The organism is Vibrio sp. QJM3NY_35, from assembly GCF_057785915.1.
Genome location: NZ_CM173507.1, coordinates 119,391 through 142,126 on the forward strand (window position 1 = coordinate 119,391; position 22,736 = coordinate 142,126).

Consider the following 22,736-nt stretch of genomic DNA (forward strand, 5'->3'; position numbering starts at 1 on the left):
TCGCTGTTGGTGTTTGAATATCGGTAAGTTACAGACGCTAATCTTTACCCTGAAGTATCTCAGCCCAAGGTAAATCTGCATCACCAAGAACAATGAAGTTCGGGTTCTCAAGCGTCTCTCTTTCATTATAAGAAAGCGGCTCTAATTGAGTGCTTAGGATTCGGCCTCCCGCTTCTTCAACAATGCACTGGGTTGCGGCGGTATCCCACTCTCCGGTTGGTCCAAGGCGCAGATAACAATCCACAGCACCTTCTGCGACTAAACATGCCTTAAGCGCTGCTGAGCCTAGAGGAACCAAATCATAATTCCATGCTGAGCTCATACGGCTAGTGATGCGATTGATGTCCTGGCGACGGCTGATCGCCATGGCAATTGACTGGTTTGGTAGCTCGTGATGATGCGTTTTGATTTTCACGCTGTCGTTGAGGTCTGGAATTTTCCAAGCGCCTTTACCGCTATAAGCGTAATAGCTCACACCTGAAACGGGTGCGTATACCACGCCCATCACTGGCTTGTTATGCTCGATTAGGGCGATAATTGTCGCGAAATCACCACTTCGTGCGATGAACTCCTGGGTGCCGTCCAGTGGGTCAACTAACCAGTAGCGATCCCATTGAGAACGCTGCTCTAGGCTGATGTCGGCGTCTTCTTCGGATAATACGGGAATATCAGGCGTCAATTCACTGAGTTTTTTTAATATCAGCTTATGTGCTGCAAGATCGGCACTGGTTACTGGAGTGTCATCACTCTTAATGAACTCTTCGTAATCCTTTTTCTCGTATATCTCTAAGATGAGTTGACCAGCAGAGCGAGCAATCTCAATGACAGAGGGTAGGAGGTGAGACAAATCTTTTGTTATTGGCATAAATGTTCTCTTACTCTTAGAGCGAGCCTGAATGTTCTAGTTATTGTTTAATACACGAAGGCTTAAAAGCAGGGCTGTAATACTGCGAGCCTCACAGAAATCGAGATGTGTTAACAGTTCTTCGGCTTGAACAAGTGGCCAGCGCACAATGTCGAGAGGCTCTGGCTCATCACCTTCTAGCTTTTCTGGGTAGAGGTCTTCTGCAATAAACAGCGTCATTTTGCTAGAGAAGTAAGAGGGCGCAAGGATCACTTCCTTCAGCGGAGTTAGCTTGTTGGCACCGAAGCCTATCTCTTCTTTGAGTTCGCGAACGGCGGCTTCGTTTGGCTGCTCACCTGGGTCGATAAGCCCTTTAGGAAAGCCCAGCTCATAGCGTTCTGTGCCCGCTGCGTATTCACGCACCAACAGAATATCGCCTTGTTCAGTAATCGGAACCATCATTACTGCGTTGCGGCCGCTAGGCTTCATGCGTTCGTAAGTGCGCTGTTCGCCGTTTGAAAAGCGTAAATCGAGAGACTCGATAGAGAATAGTTTTGATTGAGCGACAGTTTGCTGAGCCAAAACCTCTGGCTTGGTCCTTTTTGTCATTGCGCTCGCTCCTTAGCTCATTGGAATTCTTTCTTATAAAGTCATTCTAATATAGGGGAAATGACGTTGAGTTCCTAGATCCGAGTTTTCATATCCTAGAATTATTAGAGCAGGAACCGATTGCGATCACTTGAATACCTTACTCAAGATGGTAACCAACCGAGAATTCTGGTTATTTCGTTCAGGAATACAAGAGCATAGGGGGCGTATCAACTTAGCCTCAAAACAAAAAAGGTTGATGCTTGCGCATCAACCTTTTTAATCAGTGATTCATACTAACTGAGTAATTAGTAGTAAGAGTGCTCACCACGATCGTGCTCAGTTGCGTCACGAACAGCAGTCAGTTCACCTTCGAATTGTTGAAGAAGTTCTTTCTCGATGCCTTCTTTTAGCGTTACATCAACCATAGAACAACCGTTACAACCGCCACCGAATGCAACAATAGCAGCGCCGTCTTCAGTGATTTCTACCAAGCTAACGTGACCACCGTGACCAGCAAGCTGTGGGTTAACCTGTGTTTGGATTGCGTATTCAACGCGTTCTACAAGTGGTGCATCATCAGATACTTTACGCATTTTAGCGTTTGGTGCTTTAAGCGTTAGTTGAGAGCCCATTTTGTCAGTCACGAAGTCAATCTCAGCTTCGTCTAGGAATGGTAGGCTTAGCTCATCTACGTATGCAGAGAATGCTTCGAAAGAAAGCTTTGTATCAGACGCTTCGATAGCATCTGTTGGGCAGTAAGAAACACCACACTCAGCGTTTTGTGTGCCTGGGTTTACCACGAACACACGAATGTTTGTACCTTCAGGCTGCTGTGACAGCAGATTGGCAAAGTGAGTTTGAGCTGTTTCTGTAATAGTAATATTTGACACGACGAATACCTGAGTAGATTTGTAGGTTATTAGCGCCATTCTACTCCTGTCAGATTTGTAATTCAGCCCTTTTTTGTTGGATTGCTGTACAAGTAGTGATTCACAGCTTTTATCCAGAGGGCTCAGGAGTGCGGCAGATGCAGTAAATATCAATCCTTTTAACGCCCACTTCAAGTAGTAATTGGCATAATTGATACACAGTACTGCCGGTGGTTACAACATCATCAATTATCGCGACGTGAGAGGGGATAGTTCCTTGAACGTCTTGTTTTCGCAGCGCAAAAGCGTTCTTTAGATTGTGTAATCGTGCGGATTTAGTCAGCCCCTGCTGGGAAGCAGTTGAGCGAATTCGACGAAAGAGCACATCACTTTCAACGCCAAGCTCTTGAGCCGTGTAGTCGGCTAGCAGCTGACTTTGGTTAAAGCCACGATGAGTGTATCGGCGCCAATGCAGCGGTACGCTGGTGATCAGGGGAGCAGAATGTTCGATACGTGATGCTAATAGCTTAGATAAATCACGTGCAAACCAAAACTTATCAGCGTACTTCATTTGCTGAATGTAACCTGCTGTAGGAAAGGTGTAGTCGCCGACACAATAGAGGCGATGCCACGGTGGAGGTTGAGATAAACACTCACCACACTGATCGACAGTGATTACTGTTTTTAAGCCACATCGCTGACAGCGTGGCACTGGCTCAAAGAGTTTGAGACAAGAATTGCACCATCGAGGGTGAGCATCACTGGGCAGTTTATCAAGTTTGCACAGGTGGCATTGAGGTGTGACCAGACGTGGTGTGTGTTTTTGTAGCCAATCGGATAACATAGCTCGCGATGCTTTTGGGTTATGGTGTTCCTTTTGCTAACCATACTGAAAAGCGCGGATTATCGCTGATGGAAAAAGTAGGGAATATTGAGAATGAGTGACGCGTTATATTGGCATGTTTCTGGGCAAGGGCCTGATTTAGTACTGGTTCACGGTTGGGGAATGAACGGTGCGGTATGGCAACAAACCGTTAATGCATTACAAGCTGATTTTCGAGTGCATGTTGTCGATTTACCAGGGTATGGACACAGCGCGCACTGCCACGCTCAAGATCTTGAAGAGATAGCTCAGCAGCTTTTGGCCGAAGCACCAAAGCAAGCGATTTGGGTAGGTTGGTCACTTGGAGGTTTGGTCGCAACGCACATGGCTCTCCATCACTCAGATTACGTGAGCAAGCTTGTGACTGTCGCCAGCTCTCCTAAATTCGCGGCCGCAAAAGAGCCCGTGTTATGGCGAGGCATTCAGCCAAACGTATTAAGCGCATTCACCGAACAGCTGGTGGAAGACTTCCAAACCACTATCGAACGCTTTATGGCATTGCAAGCCATGGGTAGCCCTTCAGCAAGACAAGATGTAAAACAGCTCAAGCAAGCGGTGCTGTCTCGTCCGTTGCCGAACCCTGAATCATTATTGGCAGGATTAAAGATGCTGTCGGATGTCGATCTGCGTGAACAACTGCCTGAGATTTCAGTGCCAATGCTGCGCTTGTATGGTCGATTAGATGGATTGGTGCCAATCAAGGTTGCGAAAGACTTAGGCGCAGCTTTGCCTCATACCGAGCAATATATCTTTACTCAGTCTTCACATGCGCCGTTTATGACTGAAGCGGATGCCTTTTGCAGTGAACTTGTCAGCTTCGCCCAAAAATAATCGCTAAATTTATCGCCGGCTTGGTCGATATATAACCTAACCAAAGCGTTGCATGATACTCAGACCTCACTCTCTCCTGAGCTGATTGCGGTAAGTTTTGGGCTATGCCTGTTGTGTAACTCAGCACAGCAGTGTTATGGCAATAGTGATGGGCGATTCTTGAGGAGAGTTCGCGATGATTGTGTCACCTGCAACTGCAGTGAGTGTGCCACTAATCGCCCCGTCCGTTAATGTGCAAACAGAGCAAGTTGCGCGTGATAATAAAGTCCGAGAGCCTGTTGCTCCCGCAGTAGCATTGGCGAAAACCAATGCAGAGCGCAAGGTAAAGTCGGACGATAAACGAAGGCAGCAGTCGGCTTGGGATCCTTCAGACCATCCTGGTTATGAAATGGAGAACGAGTCAGAGGCCAATTCGGTTAGCCAAGAAGAGTCACAAGATCCTTTTGATAGACTGTTCAGCTTGTTGGCCCTGAGAACATACAGTGCCGACCAAGGAAAAGGCTATACCATGCGTTTCCGCCTGCCAAAGCATGTTTTAGATGCGGCGATTCAGGAGGGACAGATGGAGAAACGACGTAAGGTCATAAAATATCATTATGGTCATGCTGTTGCGCCTCATGCTCCATCAGAAATGCTGATTGTGTTGTAATTATACTCTTCATACTTGAAGCCGCAGCGTTGTTAACTGCGTAAGTTCACCCTAATTACATAGAACCCCTATGCTCATAGGGATGAACTTACTTGTTGCCTAGCTGCAACCCCAATTATTTCGAGTATAAAATACGTAGAATACAGCTCAGCTTCGATGTCTTTTTTGAACACATAATAAAAACCTGCATACCCTAAGGGATGCAGGTTTTTTGTTTTAAGCACATCAGCTTTTTAGATGAGCTAATGGATTATTTTTTCGCTTTAGCAAAGGCTGCGGCAAAAGCACCGCCCATCGCCGCGTTTTGTTGCGGCTCCTCACGACGGCGTTGTCCACCTTGTGAGTTTTGATTCGGTCGGCTTTGCGTACGAGGTGTACTTGAACGTTGTGCTCGGTTGTCTTGGCCTGGTTCATCTTTCATGCGCATGCTGAGTGCAATACGTTTACGCTGAACATCCACTTCCATCACCTTCACCTTGACGATGTCACCGGCTTTTACCACTTCACGTGGGTCAGCGACAAAGCGATCGGTCAGTGCTGAAATATGCACCAAGCCGTCTTGGTGAACACCAATATCAACGAACGCACCAAAGTTAGCTACGTTCGACACCACACCTTCTAAGATCATGCCAGGTTCTAAGTCAGACATGCTATTTACGCCATCGGCGAACGTTGCCGTCTTGAACTCAGGACGAGGATCTCGACCCGGTTTATCCAGCTCTTTGATGATGTCGGTTACTGTCGGTACACCAAAATTCTCATTAGTGTAATCAACCGCATGTAAACCACGTAAGAAGTCTGTGTTACCTACCAGAGACTTGATGTCTTTCTGATTTTTCTCGGCGATGGTTTTCACCAATGGGTAAGCTTCTGGGTGAACCGATGATGCGTCTAGCGGGTTCTTACCATCCATGATACGTAGGAAGCCGGCACACTGTTCAAAGGCTTTTGGCCCTAAACGAGCGACTTTCTTCAAGGTAGTACGGGCTTCAAAGCGACCGTTTTCATCACGGAAATCCACGATGTTTTGAGCGATGGTGCTAGAAAGACCAGCTACGCGGGTTAGAAGCGCAGCAGAAGCGGTATTCACATCAACACCAACCGCGTTTACACAGTCTTCGACAATCGCATCTAGGCGCTTAGCGAGCATGGTTTGGCTAACGTCGTGTTGGTATTGGCCCACACCGATCGATTTAGGGTCAATCTTCACTAGCTCTGCCAGTGGATCTTGTAGACGACGAGCAATAGACACCGCACCACGAATTGATACATCCATGTTTGGGAATTCTTTTGCCGCTAGCTCAGAAGCAGAGTAAACCGATGCGCCGGCTTCGCTGACAATGATTTTTTGTGCTGTTAGGTTGCCACGCTTAATTACATCAGCAACAAAGCTGTCGGTTTCGCGTGAAGCCGTACCGTTACCAATCGCAATTAAATCAACATTGTATTGACGAACCATCTGCTCAACCACGTGTGCAGATTTGTCGTATTGCTTTTGAGGTGGGTGAGGGTAAATCGTTTCTGTTGCTAGAACCTTACCGGTTGAATCCACGACAGCGATTTTCGACCCGGTACGTAAACCCGGGTCCAAGCCTAAAGTTGCACGAGGGCCAGCAGGCGCAGCCATGAGTAGGTCTTTTAGGTTGGTTGCGAATACTTCAATCGCTTCGATCTCTGCACGCTCTTTCATTGCGCCCATCAATTCGGTTTCCATGTGCATCGAAACCTTGATGCGCCATGCCCAGCTAATCACTTGCTTACGCCATGCATCTGCAGGTGCGCTGCTTAGAGTAATGCCATAGTGATCAGAGATGATGTTTTCGCAGTAAGAACCACGTACACCTTCTTCTTGCTCTGGGTCTGCATTCATTGCCAGCGTTAGGAAGCCTTCATTTCGACCTCGCAACATAGCAAGTGCGCGGTGAGAAGGCACTTTGTTGAGTGTTTCGTTGTGTTCGAAATAGTCTTTGAACTTCTCGCCAGCTTGCTCTTTGCCTGCCACGACACGTGAAACGAGCTCAGAGTTACGTGTTAGATGTTGGCGAATTTTTTCAAGTAGGTTTGCGTCTTCTGCAATACGCTCCATCACGATTGCACGTGCACCATCGAGCGCGGTTTTAGTATCAGCAATGCCTTTATCGCTACTGATGAAGTTAGCGGCTTCGGTTTCAGGGTCGTGCTGTGGTTCATTCCATAACGTATCGGCAAGTGGCTCTAAACCTGCCTCAATCGCGATCTGACCTTTGGTACGGCGCTTTGGTTTGTATGGCAGGTATAAATCTTCAAGGCGCGTCTTGCTGTCTGCTTGAGTGATATCACGCTCGAGTTCTGGCGTGAGTTTTCCTTGGTCTTGAATCGACTTAAGAATCGTTTGGCGACGATCGTCGAGCTCGCGAAGGTATGAAAGGCGACTATCAAGGTTACGTAGTTGGGTATCGTCTAAGCCACCCGTGACTTCTTTACGGTAGCGGGCAATAAAGGGAACGGTGTTACCGTCGTCAATTAGGTTTACTGCGGCGGTGACTTGCTCTGAACGAACATTCAGTTCTTCAGCAATCAGTCGACAGATAGCTTGGCTCATCCGATGAATCTCTTATTTAATATCATGACAAATACATGGGGGTGAGCGTACGCTTTTTCTAGCTTTGGCTGTGTAATTATCCTGTCAGAAGTCCCATTTCCGTTTGTGATACCCACTTTGTGCGAGATCTCTCACACGTGGTGTGCGACTAAGTCACTTTAAATCGATGTGATCGTCTTAAAACAAAACTAAGTTATTGATTTTATTTGGTTGTGTGTTTGTGGGCGTATTTCTCACCTGAAATGTTTTTTGGGACTATCTAGGAAACTCGCCCAAATGCCGTAATATTTAACTTGTCGACAGGGAGTTGGCAGGAACAGGAAAAAGCCTAATGGACTAGGTATCTTCAGGATGAAGATTTGATTACTTAGGATGAGTGGTCAGCAAGGAAGTTATAATCTCTGGATGAGATTCGCCAGTCAGGATGACAGGCTAGAATGGACACCGCTAGGATGGCGATGAACAAAAAGGAAATTGGTTAAAGGATTTAGCCACTATCAAGGAAAGATGCAGGGAGCACCTTATCTCGAAGAGATAAACAGTAGCCGGATTGCTGCGATAGAGACTTAACCCCGTCAGGCGAAAGCCTAGCGGGGTTTTCTTTTATCTGGCGTTTGGGTTTGCTTGAACACTCAGCTCATCGCTAAGTGTTTATTAGGTTTGATTATTCGTCGTCTGCGTAGCGAATCGAGTTAATGAACCACTCTTTGTCGCCTTCCGGTGTGGTTACCGTAAACTCGTCATCCACTTCTTTCTTGAGCAGAGCTCTAGCCATTGGTGAATCTATAGAGATATAGCCTTTAGCATCGCCGTAGATCTCTTCGGGGCCAACAATTCGAAACTTCTTAATTTCCCCATCATCATTCTCAATTTCGACCCAAGCCCCGAAAAATACCTTACCTTCTTGTTGTGGCGAGTAATCAACGATCGTGACATCAGGTAGGAACTTTCTTAAGAAACGCACTCGGCGATCAATCTGACGCAGCAAACGCTTATTGAAGGTGTAATCTGCGTTTTCTGAACGATCTCCAAGGCTTGCAGCCCAAGTGACTATCTTAGTGATCTCTGGACGCTTCTCGTGCCATAAGTGGTCATGTTCTGCTTTAAGCTTGTTATAACCTTCTCGAGTGATAAGTTTGGTTTTCATAAATCTGACTTAATGAAATGATGATCTAAGATAGAATATATAGAAAGGCAACATACGTTAACAATTATTTAGGCGACTTTTTCTCCAATAATGTTACATTTTTAATGTCTTATACCAATATACAATTTACCAAGAATGCTTAACCTCAGGTTTAAGCTTTAATAGGTGGAACCATTACATGCAAGAAAACTACAAAATTTTAGTGGTCGATGACGATGCTCGTTTACGTGCACTGCTAGAACGCTATCTGTCAGAGCAGGGCTTTCAAGTGCGTAGCGTGGCAAACAGTGAGCAGATGGACCGCCTGTTAACCCGTGAAAATTTTCACTTGATGGTATTGGATTTAATGTTGCCGGGCGAAGATGGTCTTTCGATCTGTCGTCGTCTAAGAAACGCAAACAACTCGCTACCTATCCTTATGCTGACGGCTAAGGGGGATGAAGTGGATCGCATTGTGGGCTTGGAAGTGGGTGCGGATGATTACCTGCCAAAACCATTTAACCCGCGCGAATTGCTTGCTCGTATCAAAGCGGTAATGCGTCGCCAAGTGATTGAAGCGCCGGGCGCACCAAGCACAGAAGAGTCTGTGGTTGAGTTTGGTGAGTTCCGCCTAAACCTAGGTACACGTGAAATGTTCCGCGGTGAAGAGCCAATGCCGCTTACTTCGGGCGAATTTGCAGTGCTTAAGTCGCTGGTTACTAACGCTCGTGAGCCAATGTCTCGCGATAAGTTGATGAATATGGCTCGTGGCCGTGAGTACTCAGCAATGGAGCGCTCTATCGATGTTCAGATTTCACGTCTACGTCGTCTAGTGGAAGAAGACCCAAGCAAACCTCGCTACATCCAAACGGTGTGGGGCTTAGGTTATGTCTTTGTTCCTGATGGTAAGGCTGTGTAAGTCAGCTTAATAAGCTCTACAGCAGCTTTATTGATTCTGTGATTCAGAATTCTCTATTTACGGGCCATCTCATTGATATGTGATGGCCCGTTTTCTATTCAGCACAATTGTTATACCAATCGTAGCAAGTAACTGGTCATCCTAGCTTGTTAAAACGCTCGATAACTTCGTTAGAAATTTTGATTGTAGAATGACTACTTACCGAAAATTTCTGCCTTGTTCTCGAGCATTTTTCCTGCGCTATTTATGCTCATTTACTTACTGTGATTGGTATTAGAGTTATAGTCATATAACATTTTCTTTATCTTTCTACATCTCGGGTACTCTATGCGTATACGTAGCTCCTTTACTCAGTCGATAGTGCTTTTCTTAACGCTATTGGTCGCTAGCCAAATTTTTTCTTACTACGCCGTGTTTAACTACGCTTTGATGCCGAGTTTGCAGCAGTTTAATAAGATATTGGCACATGAGTTAAACTTGGTGTTGGACCAAGGCAGTGATATCGAAATCGATGCACCACTGCGTCAGCGTGTGCTTGAGCAGTTAGGGGTAACTGTTCACGCCAAGGACAGCGAAGCCGCGGGTGAGTATTATCATGCGGTAGAGATCGACCTGATGAGTGAGGAGATGACCAAAGAGCTGGGTTCTGAAACGAAAGTGCGGTTGATTTTGGGTAAAGAGAGCTATGTGTTGTGGATGGACATTGCTCAGCTGCCTAACTCTTTGATTCGTATACCTCTCTCTGAGTTGCAAGAAGAAGACTTTGCACCACTATTTCGTAACAGCCTGATCATGGCGTTATTGATTGTCGCGGGTGGTTGGCTGTTTATTCGCTTGCAAAATCGGCCGTTGATAGCGCTAGAGAAAGCTGCGCAAGGTGTCGGACGAGGTGATATTCCACCACCATTGCCTGTACAAGGTGCACAAGAGATTCGCTCGGTAACTCGAGCCTTCAACCAGATGTCGAAAGGCATCCAAGAGTTGGAAGAAGACAGAGCTCTGTTGATGGCAGGTATCAGCCATGACTTGCGCACCCCGTTAACACGTATCCGTTTGGCAACCGAAATGATGTCGCCAGAAGATGCGTATTTAGCGGAAGGAATTATCAGTGATACAGAAGAGTGTAATGAGATCATCAGTCAGTTTATGGATTACTTAAAGCCAGTCGATCGTGATTCATTCCAAGCGGTATTTGTTGATGATATTGCGCGCGAAGTGTCGAGCTCAGAAGGCGGCTACGAGATTCAGATTGAAACCGATATTCCTGAAAATATGAAACCTGCACTGGGCAACCCAATTGCGATGAAGCGAGCAGTGAGTAACCTAGTGGTGAATGCGCTGCGTTACGGTAATGGCTGGGTTAAGGTATCAACTGGTATGACGGCGGATAACAAGCTTGCTTGGGTGACAGTGGAAGATAACGGTCCAGGTATCCCGCAAGACCAGGTTGGTAAGCTGTTTGAACCATTTACTCGTGGCGATACTGCTCGCGGCAGTGAGGGTACAGGCTTAGGTTTGGCGATCGTGAAGCGGATTGTCAGCCAACATCAAGGCGCGGTAGTAGTCAATAATCGCAGTGAAGGTGGCTTGAAGGCGCAGATCAGTTTCCCGGTTAAGCCCTAGTTATCATCGGTCCGTTTGATGACGATAAGTTCGGTTCGGGGAACTGTTAAGAGATCCCCGACTCGGTCATGCTTCCTCTCGGGGATGACGAGTTGCTAACCATGGACCTTGATGATGGAAGTTTACTTTGATCGTCATTCCCTATCGCGAGGAACGAACGAGTAGGGAATCTCGCTCTTGCTTGATGAAAGTAACGCGTATGAAAAAGGCTTCCTTGTGGAAGCCTTTCTGCGTTTTAAGCTGAAATATTATGGCTAATTAAGCCTTCGAATAAACATCGCGCTCACCCAACCAGCGATTAATGATCGCCTTGGCGTTGTCTGGGTAGCTATCGTGAATATGACGAGCAATACGCTGCACTTCTGGGATTAGACGTTGGTCTCGTACCAAGTCGGCAATCTTAAAGTCGGCCAAGCCGGTTTGTTTAGTACCAAGCAGTTCCCCAGGGCCACGGATCTCTAAGTCACGCTGTGCAATAACAAAGCCATCGTTACTTTCACGCAGTACGCCTAAGCGCTTCTGAGCGGTTTTTGATAGTGGAGAGTGATACAGCAGTACACAATGACTTGCGACTGACCCTCGGCCTACACGACCGCGTAATTGGTGAAGTTGAGCTAAGCCAAGACGTTCTGGGTTCTCGATGATCATTAAGCTCGAATTCGGCACATCTACACCTACTTCAATAACGGTTGTAGCAACCAATAGGTGCAGTTTGTTCTCTTTGAATTCCTGCATCACCGCCTGTTTCTCGGCAGGTTTCATTCGCCCGTGTACTAGCCCAATTTTCACATCTGGCAGTTTGCGTTGCAGCTCTTCTGCAGTATCAGCAGCGGCTTGCGCTTCTAATACTTCGGACTCATCAATCAGCGTACACACCCAATAGGCTTGCTTACCCTCGTTAAGACATGCATTACGCACCCGCTCAACAATGTCATCTCGTTTGGTATCCGGGATTGCAACGGTTTGAATCGGTGTTCGACCCGGCGGTAACTCATCAATGATTGAGGTTTCGAGATCGGCATAGGCCGTCATTGCTAGTGTTCGTGGAATTGGCGTTGCCGTCATCACCAATTGGTGAGGGTAATAACCTTGCTTAGCGCCTTTTTCTCTCAGCTCTAATCGCTGGTGGACACCAAATCGGTGCTGCTCATCAATGATTACGAGGCCAAGGTTTTTGAACTCGACATGTTCTTGGAACAAGGCATGAGTACCGACAACCATTTGCGCTTCGCCGCTAGCAATGCGTGCCAGTTCGGTTTCACGGGCTTTGCCTTTGAGTTTACCTGCCAGCCAACCGACTTGAATGTCCATTGCTTCAAACCAGTTAGTAAAATTAATCGCGTGCTGCTCGGCTAATAGTTCTGTTGGTGCCATTAGTGCTACTTGCTGACCATGTTCTAATGCGCGAACCGCCGCCAGTGCAGCAACCAAGGTTTTACCTGAACCTACATCCCCTTGTACTAAACGCATCATTGGATGTGGTTTTTCTAAGTCAGCTTCAATCTCTTTAGTCACTCGTGCTTGAGCATTGGTTGGAGAAAATGGCAGCTGAGCCAATAACTTACCTTTCAAGGTGTTCGCTGGGGGAAATGGCATCGCTTTGTCTTGTTGCCCTTTGCTGCGAACTGACAGCATCGACAGGTTTTGAGCCAGTAACTCTTCCATAATCAGACGCAGTTGCGCAGGGTGTTTACCTTCATCAAATAGCTCTAGGTCAATGCCCGGAGGTGGTCTGTGAATGGTATGCAGCGCTTGTGCTAGGGTGATTTGGTGATCGTATAAACCAGATGGTAGCAACTCATTGACGGCTGCTTTGTCGATAAGCTCTAACGCTTGGTCTGTCAGGTTACGCAGCGTGACTTGTCTTAGCCCTTCGGTGGTTGGGTACACCGGCGTTAGGTTCGCTTCAACGTCTGGCTGCTGCCTAGGCGCAAAGAATTTGTAATCAGGGTGGACGATCTCCAGCCCCATGTTGCCACGCTTGATTTCACCATAAGCATGCACTTGTTTGCCTTCGGCAAAGTTGTTTTTCATTCCTGCGGTGAAGTTGAAAAAGCGCAGTGTAATGGTGCCATTACCGTCGCTGATCTTTACCGCCAACATCTTACGTTTACCGAAAATGGTATCCACACTCATCACCTTGCCTTGAACTGCGGCCCAGATTCCGGCGTGCAGTTTGATGATCGGATAGATGCGTGTTCTATCTTCATAGCGTAAAGGGAGGTGAAATAGTAAGTCTTGTACGTTGTTAAGCCCAACCTTCTCCAGTTTCTCTGCGACTTTAGCGCCGACTCCAGATAAAGAGTTGAGAGGGATAGCAGATAAAAGCTGTGACATAACAAGGCTCATAAACGTAAGAGAGATAATCTATTCAAGCATTTTACTGGATTTTTGTACAGGCAGGAATGGAATGAAGCTAGGGAAATTCTAGGATTGCAGACATAAAAAATCCCCTTAAGCGATAAAGCATTAAGGGGATTTAAATTCTTAGCAAAGCTGCTAACAAATTCGAACGTTAGTTCTTACGACGTCTTACTTTCAGCGCGTGTGGCATCACACGTAGCTTCTTCATAATACTTGCAAGGTGAACACGATCTTTGGTGGTCAGCAAGATTGTCACTGTGTACAGGCGCCCGTCACGTTCTTCGGTAGAAATACCGTGAATGTTAGAGCCTGTTTTTGAGATAACATTAGTTAACTCAGCCAGTGCACCTTGGTGGTTCTGCAGATCAACCTGAAGTTCAGCGGTGAACTCTTGGTCGTAATCGTCAGACCATTCCACCGCCATGTATTTGTCTGGTTCTTTTTGGTAACCACGAACGTTTGGACACGTTTCACGGTGAACCACAAGGCCACGACCTGGAGATACATGGGCAATGATGTGATCATCAGGAATCGGGTGACAACAGTTAGCGAACGTTAGCAGTAGACCTTCAGCACCACGGATTGGAAGCTTCTTCCTAGGTGTATCGCTGTTGTTTTCCACTTCAGTCAATTCGTCTGCATCACCAAGTAAGCGACGAGCAATAACGATACTCATCAGCTCACCAAGACCAATTGAGGCTAGCAAGTCTTCAACGTTATCTAGACGTAAGTCTGACAACACATGCTCAAGGTTCTCTTGGCCGATATCGGCAATAGAGTGTTCACCAAGTGCGTGATTCAGTAGACGACGACCTAGCGTAATCGACTCTTCACGGCGCATCGTTTTCAGAACCTGACGGATCTTAGTACGCGCACGAGATGTCACTACGTAGTTGAGCCATGCTGCATTCGGACGTGCGCCCGGAGCACTGATGATCTCAATGGTTTGGCCGTTCTTCAGCGATTTGCTTAGTGGGTAAGGGTTCATGTCTACACGAGCACCTACACACATGTTGCCGACATCGGTATGTACCGCGTAAGCAAAATCGACCGCTGTCGCGCCAGCAGGAAGTTCGACAATGCGACCCTTCGGCGTGAACACGAAGATCTCATCTGGGAACAGATCAGACTTAACGTTTTCAATGAATTCGAATGAGTTACCTGCGCTTTGTTGCAGCTCAAGTAAGCTCTGCATCCAACGTTGTGCTTTAACCTGTGCGGTTGTGCCGTTACTGCTGCGTGAGCCGTTGCCTTTGTAAGACCAGTGCGCCGCGACGCCTTTGTCTGCCATTTGATCCATATCTTCAGTACGGATCTGAACCTCAACTGGCACCCCATGAGGGCCGATCATTGATGTGTGCAGAGATTGGTAGCCGTTGGCTTTTGGTACCGCAATGTAATCTTTCATGCGGCCAGGACGAGGCTTGTACAAGCTGTGAGCCTGACCAAGCACGCGATAACAAGTATCTGGGGTATCAACCACTACGCGGAAAGCGTAGATGTCCATAATGGTGTGGAAGCGCTGCTCTTTGGTTTTCATCTTGTTGTAGATGGAGAACAGGTTTTTTTCACGACCAAGTACGCGAGCAGGCAAACCGACCTCTTCAAGGCGGCCTTCAATTTCGCTATGGATACGTTGGATCATTTCCTTACGGTTACCACGCGCAGCTTTCACTACGTTTTTAAGTACGCGATAACGGTTAGGATAGAGGGCTTCAAAGCCCAGCTCTTCTAGTTCGGTCTTGATGTTATGAATACCAAGACGGTGAGCTAGTGGAGAATAAATCTCTAGGGTTTCACGAGCGATACGACGCTTTTTGTCAGGACGAAGTGCCCCAAGCGTGCGCATGTTGTGAGTACGGTCAGCTAATTTGATCAAGATAACGCGGATGTCTTGCACCATGGCGAGAACCATCTTGCGGAAGTTCTCTGCTTGCGCTTCTTTGCGATCACGAAATTTAAGCTTATCCAGCTTAGATACACCATCAACCAATTCAGCAACGGTATTGCCAAATTTTTCCTCTAGATCTTCTTTAGTGACATCACAGTCTTCGATGACATCATGAAGCAGAGCAGCTTGCAGGGTTTCGATATCCAGACGCATTTCTGCTAGGATTCTTGAAACAGCTACAGGGTGGATAATGTATGGTTCACCGCTTGAGCGGGTTTGCCCTTCATGGGCGTCTCTCGCTACCACATAAGATTGACGCAGAGCCTCAATTTGAGGCTCTGTTAGGTATTCTTGGGCAACGTCTTTGAGGCTATCGAATAGATACAAATTAAAGGCCCGGAAGGTTAATTAGTTCGAATGACGTTCTTAACGAGTGTGAGCGATGCTGCTTACTGCTGCAAGTTCAGCCGCTTCTTGCTCTTGTTGCTCTTGACGTTCACGAGCATCTAGTACGTCTTTAGTGATAAGACCTTCTTCGATTTCGCGAAGAGCGATAACCGTTGGCTTATCGTTTTCTTCAGGCACTAGTGAATCTTTACCGCCAGTTTGCATTTGACGTGCGCGGCGAGCCGCAATAAGAACTAGGTCGAAACGGTTGCCAACTTTTTCAACAGCGTCTTGAACAGTTACGCGTGCCATGAGGACTCCAAATAGTAATTAACTAATAAATTTTTGATGACGAGAAAGTATACAAGTTTAACTAGAGACTTTCTAGATCACCGTATACTTATCTCAATGGAAAATCTAGGGGATCTAGATTATTCCGCCAATAAAGCAGTAAGCATGCCGCTGTATTTCGCTGCTTGCTTATCTTCTTTCAAGCGCTCCGCACGAATGATAGCTCTGAAGTCCATTAGGGCTGCATCAAAGTCGTCATTCACGATCACATAATCATATTCTGCGTAGTGAGAAATCTCTGATTTTGCTTCGCTCATGCGTTTCGCAATAACTTCGTCGCTGTCTTGACCGCGAACATTTAAACGACGCTCTAGTTCACCATTTGATGGTGGAAGAATGAAGACACTCTTCGCTTGAGGCATTTGTTCACGGATCTGACGAGCACCTTGCCAGTCGATATCTAGGAATACATCGATACCGCGGTTTAGGTTTTCTTCAATCCAAACGCGTGAAGTACCGTAGTAGTTGCCGAACACTTCAGCGTACTCTAGGAACTCACCTTTAGTAATAAGGTCTTCAAAATGATGCTTCTCTACGAAGTGGTAGTGAACACCATTTTCTTCACCAGGGCGCATACCGCGAGTGGTGTGTGAAACAGATACCTTCATTGCGTAGGTTGGATTGGTTTCTAGCATTGCTGAGATCAAGCTCGACTTACCTGCGCCACTAGGTGCAGATACGATGTAAAGAGTACCTTTGCCCATCTGTATATTTCCACTGTTGGTTGGATTGAGTGAAGGCAATAAACCTACACTTTAAAAGATAGCACTGACTCTAATTTTTGTTCCGATGGTGCATCTACTAATTGTTCCGTTGGTTACGTCTATAAAGAGATAACGAGTAAAACTAATAGAAGCAACTGGTGAAAATTAGGTCAGAAAAATGGAGGCGAAGAGTAGCATATTTAGATGATTGAGAACAACTGGCTTGATCGTTATTTATTAGCGAATGATCTTCTCAAAGATCTTTGTATAAATGTAATGACTCGTCATCGGTACTTTTTTATGTGATCTGGACAAAATTTGTTGAAGTTTTAATCTCAATCCTTACAATCCGCGCAAACGATTAAATGCTGTATATATCTAGTGATATGGACTAGATGTTTCTACTACCGAGCCTACCTTGGTGACTACAGTTTTTAGTGTAGAGACCTCTCTATTCTCACAGCATTTGAATCACCAAATTCTTAATTTATTGCATAGGTTTTGTTGTGAGTACCGATTCCACCCTGAAAGCCCAGAACACCTCTGGCTCGCTTGATTCGATGTTTAAAATCACTGAAAGAAAAACCACGATTGGCACTGAGCTGTACGCGGGTTTCATTACTTTCTTGGCGATGAGTTACATTCTGGCGGTTAACCCAGCAATTTTGGGTGATATTCCAGGCATGGACAAAGGTGCCGTGTTTACTGCAACAGCTCTGTCTGCGGCAATCGCAACCCTAATTATGGGCATTTGGGGCAACTACCCAGTGATGCTTGCGCCGGGCATGAGCATGAACGGCTTCTTCAAAGGCTTACTATTGAGTGGTTCAGTCGCGGTACTTTGGAATGAGGCGCTGTTCGGCATCTTCCTGTCAGGTATCCTGTACCTCGCGTTCTCGTTAACCAATATTCGTAAATCGATGATTGAATCGATTCCTGAAGATTTGAAGTTGGCGATCACCGTGTCTCTCGGACTGTTCATTGCTTTCTTAGGTCTTAAGAATGCGGGCATCATCGTTTCTAACCCATTCGTATTGGTTGGCTTAGGCGACATTTCCGATCCAAAAGTGATCATCGCTTACGTGAGTATCTTTATCGCATTGGGTTGTATGGTTCGTGACATCAAGCTAGCAACGTTCATCTCGTTCGTTTCAGCTATTGTGTTGACGATTCTTGCTGACGTCTTCATGGGCACTTCAAATGCACCAATCCCAGAACAGTTCACTGCTATGCCACCAAGTATGGCTGGCAGCTTTGGCGCTATCTTCGATTTCTCTGCTTTCACGCCAGAGAAAATGTTCGACCTACTGTTCATCGTACTTATCTTCTTGATTGTCGATTTCTTTGATGGCTTGAGCACCATTGTCGGCGTTGGCCGTGATGCGGGCATCATCGATAAAGACGGTAAGGTGCCAAACGCGAAATCGGCTCTAGTGGCAGATGCGGGCGGTACTGTGATTGGCTCTATTCTTGGTACCACATCGATCACTGCGTTCTCTGAGTCTGGCATCGCTTCTTCTCAAGGTGCAAAAACGGGCTTAGCGGCGGTGATGGTTGCTGGTCTGTTCCTAATCTCGCTATTCCTATACCCAATCTTCTCTATCTTCTCGGCAGCTATGGTTGCGCCTGCGATGGTAGTGGTTGGCATCTACATGGTAGGTCGCCTTGGTCAGATTAACTGGGAAAAGAAAGAGTCACGCATTGCAGCCTTCTTTACCATCATGTTCACAGTGCTAAGCTTCTCTCCAGCGAACGGTATGGCGATGGGCTTCATCAGCTACGCATTCACAATGGTTGTGGCAGGTAAGCGCAAAGAAGTACACCCGCTTATCTACGGACTGTGTGTGGTGTTCTTAACTTACCTGATTCTGCTTTAAGGCTAATTAGCCACTAAGAAGTCGCTAAGTAAAAGACAAACAGATGGCTCTGCAGTGAATGTGGGGCCATTTTTGTATCTGTTGCTTCTCTATAGCGTGTGCAATTGATGGCGTTAATGCTTTGAGAGTACGCGACTTATATTGATGCATGCTATTGTAGAGACTGGATTAATTATTTCTTGAAGAGTGACTATGCCTTCTCACTTACCTAAATCTTTTAGTAAGCCGTTTTTAAAAGTATTCCACATTATGGAAGCGGTACTGCTGGTGGCGATCACGCTCGCGACCTTGTTTGCGATGGTCGAAGAGTTCATGCATGTCTTCGCTGAACGCCGAGTGCAATTGACCGACATTCTGCTGATGTTTATCTATTTAGAAGTGTTGGCGATGGTTCAGCAGTTTGTGATGAACGGTAAGATCCCTGTACGATACCCAATCTATATCGCGATGATGGCGATTGCTCGTTATATCACTTTGGGCATGAAAGAACTCGATGCGGTATTGATCGTTTGGTTATCTTTAGCAGCATTTATCTTGGCCGCGGCAACATTGTTGATTCGTGTTGGACATCATTATTGGCCGTATGTAGACCTTAGAACCAAGCAGCCAGATGAGTAACACTTTGAAGGTTAAAGTTTTATAAATGAAGCCCAACGATATCGTTGGGCTTTTAATTTAAGTCGGTTGAGCAAAAAAACATCAAATTTTCCAAATAACGCTTTACAAGCAGGCTCAGATCACCAAGAATGGCGTCGCTCTGTTCTCAGGGTTATTAAATGAAACATCCAGTTGTAAAGTAGAACCCTTAGTATTGCTTCATTGTTATTCTCAGTGTTTCCCTTAGCTTCATAGATACATTAAATAATTCAAGCTTTCAGCGCATCGCACTTTTGGCGATTAATTTTTTATTTTTATATAAGGGACACATCATGTCTAACAAAGTAAACGGCGTAGTAAAATGGTTTAACGAAGAGAAAGGCTTCGGTTTCCTAACTCAAGACAACGGCGGCGCTGACGTATTCGTACACTTCCGTGCAATCGCTTCTGAAGGTTTCAAGACTCTTAAAGAAGGCCAACAAGTGTCTTTCGAAGTAGAGCAAGGCCAAAAAGGTCTTCAAGCTGCAAACGTTGTAGCTCTATAAGATTTTAAGTCGGCGCAGGTTGCATTAGCAACTTGCGTCACTTTCTCCTCTAGTTCCACCTGCAATATCCCCCTCAAAATATTCTAAAATCCTTTGTTACATCCGCTTCTCTGTTTTATCTATAGCTGTATCTATATCTTGCTCCAAACAAATCTCCTGCGTAACAACCTGCTCAACTTACTCATCCTGATTGTCATTATTGTATCCATAAAAAAAAGCCCCTAAAACTAGGAGCTTATCTTGATCTAATCAACACTGATTAAGCTAATAATGGCTATTCACAGTGTGTTACTGACAAACTGTTATTCAATGTTCTGGATCTGCTCACGCATCTGTTCGATAAGAACCTTAAGCTCTACGCCTGATGCTGTGATGTCTGTGCTGATAGACTTAGACGCTAGCGTGTTTGACTCACGGTTGAACTCTTGCATCATGAAGTCTAGCTTACGGCCACAAGCGCCACCTTTCTTCAATACGACATTCGCTTCTTTCACGTGAGAGTCTAGACGGTCTAACTCTTCTGCTACGTCTGACTTCTGCGCTAGTAGGATAAGCTCTTGCTCAACACGAGAACCTTCCAGTTCGATTTTCGCATCTTCAAATTTGGTAAGAAGACGCTCACGTTGCCACTCTAGGATCTCAGGCATGCGTGCACGAACTTTCACGACTTCTTCAGTGATCGCATCTAAGCGCTGTACGATTAGCGCCTTCATGTTCTCACCTTCACGAGCACGAGCGTCAATGAACTCTGCGATTGCATCGTTGAATGCGTCTAGCAGGTCTTTGTTAATAGCATCCATGTCTTGCTCTGGCGTTTCCATCACACCAGGCCAGTTCATCACTTGGAATGGGTTCAGGCGGCTTTCTTCGCCAGTCATCGTCATAACTTGGTTCGCAGCATTGATTACTTGCTGAGCCAAACCTTCGTTAATGCTTAGCTCGCCCTTTGCTGCAGGGTTTGCTTCAAAGCGTAGGTTACATTCTACCTTGCCGCGCGCTAGGCGCTTGCGGAAACGCTCGCGTAGGATTGGCTCTAAACCACGGAACTGTTCTGGCATACGGAAGTAAGTTTCTAGGTAGCGTTGGTTTACACTACGGATTTCCCATACTGCGCTGCCCCAATCGCCTTTTACTTCTTTGCGTGCGTACGCGGTCATACTATAAATCATCGAATTTTCCTGTCTTTTATCATTCTGAAAATAACGCGCACGCATAGTATCACGATATGGTGTGCTCTCGAAGCCTGTCGCTTTTCACTATAAATAGCCTTTCGTGATAAATAGCTTTGAACGGTAAATAGATTTGCACGATAAACTGCTATATAATCTTGCCCCAATCAAAACTGTCTCACCCCTTTCTTAGGTGATGCACTCTTTCGATAGTAAATCACTTCAGACTGTTAATAAGGTAGATACCAATGCGTCCAAATGACCGCGCTGTAGATCAAATTCGTCCAATTAAAATTACTCGTAACTACACAGCTTATGCTGAAGGTTCTGTATTAGTTGAGTTCGGCAACACTAAAGTTCTATGTAATGCGACGGTAGAAGAAAACGTACCGCGTTGGTTAAAAGGCCAAGGAAAGGGTTGGGTAACGGCTGAATACGGCATGCTGCCACGTGCAACGCACACTCGTAACCGTCGTGAAGCGGCGAGCGGCAAGCAAGGTGGTCGTACGATGGAAATCCAACGTCTGATCGCTCGTAGCCTACGTGCTGTTGTTGATCTGAAAGTAATGGGTGAAATTATGATCACTGTCGATTGTGATGTTATCCAAGCAGACGGCGGTACTCGTACTGCTTCTATCTCAGGTGCAAGCGTTGCAATGGCTGATGCTATCAACAGCCTACTAGCAAGCGGCAAACTGAAAAAGAACCCAATGAAAGGCCACGTAGCGGCAGTTTCAGTGGGCATCGTTGGTGCACAAGCACTGTGTGACCTTGAGTACGTTGAAGACTCAGCAGCCGATACCGACATGAACGTTGTAATGACGGAAGACGGTAAGATGATTGAGATTCAAGGTACCGCAGAAGGCGAACCGTTCAGCCACGAAGAGTTGATGCAGCTTTTAGCCCTAGCGAATAAGGGCATTGCTGATATTGTTGAAGCGCAGAAGTCGGCGTTAGCAGAATAGTTTTTAGATAGCTCCTTTTTTAAGGGGCTATTTTTTTATTTTCGTCATATATAACTCTACACCAGCGTTAGCTGCAATTTTTCACCCTAATCACATAGGTCCCCTATGCTCATAGGGCTGAAAAACCTTGCTGCCTTGTTGTAGAGCTATCTATTTAGAAAATACATCATTGTTAGCTTCCTGAGCGATTGGAAGTTAGGAATTGGAAAGTAAATTAATTTAGAGGATGAGCATGAAAGCATATCAACGTGAATTTATTGAATTTGCACTAGAGAAAGAAGTACTTAAGTTTGGTGAGTTTACTTTAAAGTCTGGCCGTAAGAGCCCTTACTTCTTCAATGCTGGATTGTTTAATACAGGTCGTGACTTAGCGCGTTTAGGTCGCTTCTACGCAGCAGCATTGGCAGATTCAGGCATTGAGTTCGATGTACTATTTGGCCCTGCATACAAGGGTATCCCAATTGCAACGACAACAGCAGTTGCTTTGGCTGATCACCATGATGTAGACACGCCTTACTGCTTCAACCGTAAAGAAGCGAAGAATCACGGTGAAGGTGGCAACCTAGTGGGTAGCGAACTTGAAGGTCGCATCATGCTAGTGGATGACGTGATCACTGCAGGTACAGCGATTCGTGAGTCGATGGAAATCATCCAAGCGAACGGTGCGGATCTAGCGGGTGTTCTTGTTGCTATCGACCGCCAAGAGAAAGGTAAAGGCGAGCTTTCTGCAATTCAAGAAGTTGAACGCGACTTTGGTTGTGCGATTATCTCTATCGTTAGCCTAACTGACCTTGTTACTTTCCTTGAAGAGAAAGGCACAGACGCAGCACATCTAGAATCTGTAAAAGCGTACCGCGCTCAATATGGTATCTAATGCCTGAAGCTCTGAACCTGACGGTCTAGCTCCCTAGGTTTAGAATTTCAAAAAGAGAAAGGCCCGAGAGATAAAACTCTTTCGGGCCTTTTACTT

The 22,736-nt window shown here is 46.0% G+C and carries 20 protein-coding genes and 1 riboswitch; of the genes, 9 read left to right on the forward strand and 11 right to left on the reverse strand.

The window, feature by feature from the left end; genetic code table 11:
• Positions 1-37 precede the first annotated feature (37 nt).
• The 4 genes from cysQ to AC3CH3_RS00560 form a co-directional block, all read right to left on the reverse strand.
• Positions 38-865, reverse strand: coding sequence for a 3'(2'),5'-bisphosphate nucleotidase CysQ (cysQ, locus tag AC3CH3_RS00545; RefSeq protein WP_488537488.1), 828 nt, complete (start codon positions 863-865; stop codon positions 38-40).
• Positions 866-901: 36 nt separating this feature from the next.
• Positions 902-1,453: an ADP compounds hydrolase NudE gene (gene nudE, locus AC3CH3_RS00550; protein WP_488537489.1), complete on the reverse strand. Its 552-nt coding sequence runs from the start codon at positions 1,451-1,453 to the stop codon at positions 902-904.
• A 287-nt stretch (positions 1,454-1,740) separates the two neighbouring features.
• Positions 1,741-2,325, reverse strand: a complete 585-nt coding sequence (nfuA, locus tag AC3CH3_RS00555; RefSeq protein WP_029405734.1) for a Fe-S biogenesis protein NfuA — start codon at positions 2,323-2,325, stop codon at positions 1,741-1,743.
• 109 nt (positions 2,326-2,434) lie between these two features.
• Entirely contained in the window at positions 2,435-3,148 is a 714-nt protein-coding gene (locus AC3CH3_RS00560) for a ComF family protein (RefSeq protein WP_019826460.1), read from the reverse strand.
• Positions 3,149-3,241: 93 nt separating this feature from the next.
• On the opposite strand from AC3CH3_RS00560, the gene bioH reads away from it, so the two are divergent.
• Together bioH and AC3CH3_RS00570 are read left to right on the forward strand one after the other, a co-directional pair.
• Positions 3,242-4,018, forward strand: a complete 777-nt coding sequence (gene bioH / locus AC3CH3_RS00565; RefSeq protein WP_488537490.1) for a pimeloyl-ACP methyl ester esterase BioH — start codon at positions 3,242-3,244, stop codon at positions 4,016-4,018.
• Between the two features lie 175 nt (positions 4,019-4,193).
• Positions 4,194-4,667, forward strand: coding sequence for a hypothetical protein (locus tag AC3CH3_RS00570; RefSeq protein ID WP_019826458.1), 474 nt, complete (start codon positions 4,194-4,196; stop codon positions 4,665-4,667).
• Between the two features lie 250 nt (positions 4,668-4,917).
• On the opposite strand, the gene AC3CH3_RS00575 is transcribed toward AC3CH3_RS00570, so the two are convergent.
• Together AC3CH3_RS00575 and greB are read right to left on the reverse strand one after the other, a co-directional pair.
• Complete coding sequence (locus tag AC3CH3_RS00575; protein ID WP_488537491.1) at positions 4,918-7,248, reverse strand: Tex family protein; 2,331 nt, start codon at positions 7,246-7,248, stop codon at positions 4,918-4,920.
• Between the two features lie 664 nt (positions 7,249-7,912).
• A complete protein-coding gene (gene greB, locus AC3CH3_RS00580) occupies positions 7,913-8,395 on the reverse strand; it encodes a transcription elongation factor GreB (RefSeq protein ID WP_012603019.1) in 483 nt (160 codons plus the stop codon).
• A 178-nt stretch (positions 8,396-8,573) separates the two neighbouring features.
• Between greB and ompR the strand changes: the two genes are divergently transcribed.
• Together ompR and envZ are read left to right on the forward strand one after the other, a co-directional pair.
• Positions 8,574-9,293 carry an osmolarity response regulator transcription factor OmpR gene (ompR, locus tag AC3CH3_RS00585; protein ID WP_009848007.1) on the forward strand — a complete coding sequence of 240 codons (720 nt, stop codon included), beginning with the start codon at positions 8,574-8,576 and terminating at the stop codon, positions 9,291-9,293.
• A gap of 327 nt (positions 9,294-9,620) precedes the next feature.
• Positions 9,621-10,916: a two-component system sensor histidine kinase EnvZ gene (gene envZ / locus AC3CH3_RS00590; protein ID WP_019826455.1), complete on the forward strand. Its 1,296-nt coding sequence runs from the start codon at positions 9,621-9,623 to the stop codon at positions 10,914-10,916.
• 258 nt (positions 10,917-11,174) lie between these two features.
• On the opposite strand, the gene recG is transcribed toward envZ, so the two are convergent.
• The 4 genes from recG to gmk all read right to left on the reverse strand — a co-directional run bounded on the left by recG (position 11,175) and on the right by gmk (position 16,613).
• A complete protein-coding gene (gene recG, locus AC3CH3_RS00595; protein WP_488537492.1) occupies positions 11,175-13,253 on the reverse strand; it encodes an ATP-dependent DNA helicase RecG in 2,079 nt (692 codons plus the stop codon).
• Positions 13,254-13,431: 178 nt separating this feature from the next.
• Positions 13,432-15,558, reverse strand: coding sequence for a bifunctional GTP diphosphokinase/guanosine-3',5'-bis pyrophosphate 3'-pyrophosphohydrolase (spoT, locus tag AC3CH3_RS00600; RefSeq protein ID WP_017629494.1), 2,127 nt, complete (start codon positions 15,556-15,558; stop codon positions 13,432-13,434).
• A gap of 39 nt (positions 15,559-15,597) precedes the next feature.
• Entirely contained in the window at positions 15,598-15,870 is a 273-nt protein-coding gene (gene rpoZ, locus AC3CH3_RS00605) for a DNA-directed RNA polymerase subunit omega (RefSeq protein ID WP_009848003.1), read from the reverse strand.
• Positions 15,871-15,989: 119 nt separating this feature from the next.
• Entirely contained in the window at positions 15,990-16,613 is a 624-nt protein-coding gene (gene gmk, locus AC3CH3_RS00610) for a guanylate kinase (RefSeq protein ID WP_017062466.1), read from the reverse strand.
• A 348-nt stretch (positions 16,614-16,961) separates the two neighbouring features.
• Positions 16,962-17,061, forward strand: a riboswitch (purine riboswitch).
• Between the two features lie 58 nt (positions 17,062-17,119).
• Here gmk and AC3CH3_RS00615 point away from each other — a divergent pair.
• The 3 genes from AC3CH3_RS00615 to cspE all read left to right on the forward strand — a co-directional run bounded on the left by AC3CH3_RS00615 (position 17,120) and on the right by cspE (position 19,632).
• Positions 17,120-18,490 (forward strand): NCS2 family permease, encoded by a 1,371-nt coding sequence (locus AC3CH3_RS00615; RefSeq protein ID WP_019826452.1) that lies wholly within the window; start codon positions 17,120-17,122, stop codon positions 18,488-18,490.
• Between the two features lie 192 nt (positions 18,491-18,682).
• Entirely contained in the window at positions 18,683-19,108 is a 426-nt protein-coding gene (locus AC3CH3_RS00620) for a phosphate-starvation-inducible protein PsiE (protein ID WP_017062464.1), read from the forward strand.
• Between the two features lie 311 nt (positions 19,109-19,419).
• Positions 19,420-19,632, forward strand: a complete 213-nt coding sequence (cspE, locus tag AC3CH3_RS00625) for a transcription antiterminator/RNA stability regulator CspE (RefSeq protein WP_017071067.1) — start codon at positions 19,420-19,422, stop codon at positions 19,630-19,632.
• A 302-nt stretch (positions 19,633-19,934) separates the two neighbouring features.
• Here the strand turns inward: cspE and AC3CH3_RS00630 are convergent, their stop codons facing one another.
• Positions 19,935-20,801, reverse strand: coding sequence for a YicC/YloC family endoribonuclease (locus tag AC3CH3_RS00630; protein ID WP_029405731.1), 867 nt, complete (start codon positions 20,799-20,801; stop codon positions 19,935-19,937).
• Between the two features lie 248 nt (positions 20,802-21,049).
• On the opposite strand from AC3CH3_RS00630, the gene rph reads away from it, so the two are divergent.
• Together rph and pyrE are read left to right on the forward strand one after the other, a co-directional pair.
• Entirely contained in the window at positions 21,050-21,766 is a 717-nt protein-coding gene (gene rph / locus AC3CH3_RS00635; RefSeq protein WP_019826449.1) for a ribonuclease PH, read from the forward strand.
• A 232-nt stretch (positions 21,767-21,998) separates the two neighbouring features.
• The gene (gene pyrE, locus AC3CH3_RS00640) at positions 21,999-22,640 is read left to right on the forward strand and encodes an orotate phosphoribosyltransferase (RefSeq protein ID WP_004735727.1); all 642 of its coding nucleotides are present in this window, start codon (positions 21,999-22,001) and stop codon (positions 22,638-22,640) included.
• The last annotated feature ends 96 nt before the right edge of the window (positions 22,641-22,736 follow it).

Coding starts and splice junctions, on each gene's coding strand:
- AC3CH3_RS00570 (WP_019826458.1), top strand. CDS start 4,194: ATGATTGTGTCACCTGCAACTGCAGTGAGTGTGCCACTAATCGCCCCG.
- AC3CH3_RS00575 (WP_488537491.1), bottom strand. CDS start 7,248: ATGAGCCAAGCTATCTGTCGACTGATTGCTGAAGAACTGAATGTTCGT.
- ompR (WP_009848007.1), top strand. CDS start 8,574: ATGCAAGAAAACTACAAAATTTTAGTGGTCGATGACGATGCTCGTTTA.
- recG (WP_488537492.1), bottom strand. CDS start 13,253: ATGTCACAGCTTTTATCTGCTATCCCTCTCAACTCTTTATCTGGAGTC.
- AC3CH3_RS00620 (WP_017062464.1), top strand. CDS start 18,683: ATGCCTTCTCACTTACCTAAATCTTTTAGTAAGCCGTTTTTAAAAGTA.
- envZ (WP_019826455.1), top strand. CDS start 9,621: ATGCGTATACGTAGCTCCTTTACTCAGTCGATAGTGCTTTTCTTAACG.
- rpoZ (WP_009848003.1), bottom strand. CDS start 15,870: ATGGCACGCGTAACTGTTCAAGACGCTGTTGAAAAAGTTGGCAACCGT.
- cspE (WP_017071067.1), top strand. CDS start 19,420: ATGTCTAACAAAGTAAACGGCGTAGTAAAATGGTTTAACGAAGAGAAA.
- AC3CH3_RS00560 (WP_019826460.1), bottom strand. CDS start 3,148: ATGTTATCCGATTGGCTACAAAAACACACACCACGTCTGGTCACACCT.
- AC3CH3_RS00630 (WP_029405731.1), bottom strand. CDS start 20,801: ATGATTTATAGTATGACCGCGTACGCACGCAAAGAAGTAAAAGGCGAT.
- rph (WP_019826449.1), top strand. CDS start 21,050: ATGCGTCCAAATGACCGCGCTGTAGATCAAATTCGTCCAATTAAAATT.
- nudE (WP_488537489.1), bottom strand. CDS start 1,453: ATGACAAAAAGGACCAAGCCAGAGGTTTTGGCTCAGCAAACTGTCGCT.
- gmk (WP_017062466.1), bottom strand. CDS start 16,613: ATGGGCAAAGGTACTCTTTACATCGTATCTGCACCTAGTGGCGCAGGT.
- cysQ (WP_488537488.1), bottom strand. CDS start 865: ATGCCAATAACAAAAGATTTGTCTCACCTCCTACCCTCTGTCATTGAG.
- pyrE (WP_004735727.1), top strand. CDS start 21,999: ATGAAAGCATATCAACGTGAATTTATTGAATTTGCACTAGAGAAAGAA.
- greB (WP_012603019.1), bottom strand. CDS start 8,395: ATGAAAACCAAACTTATCACTCGAGAAGGTTATAACAAGCTTAAAGCA.
- bioH (WP_488537490.1), top strand. CDS start 3,242: ATGAGTGACGCGTTATATTGGCATGTTTCTGGGCAAGGGCCTGATTTA.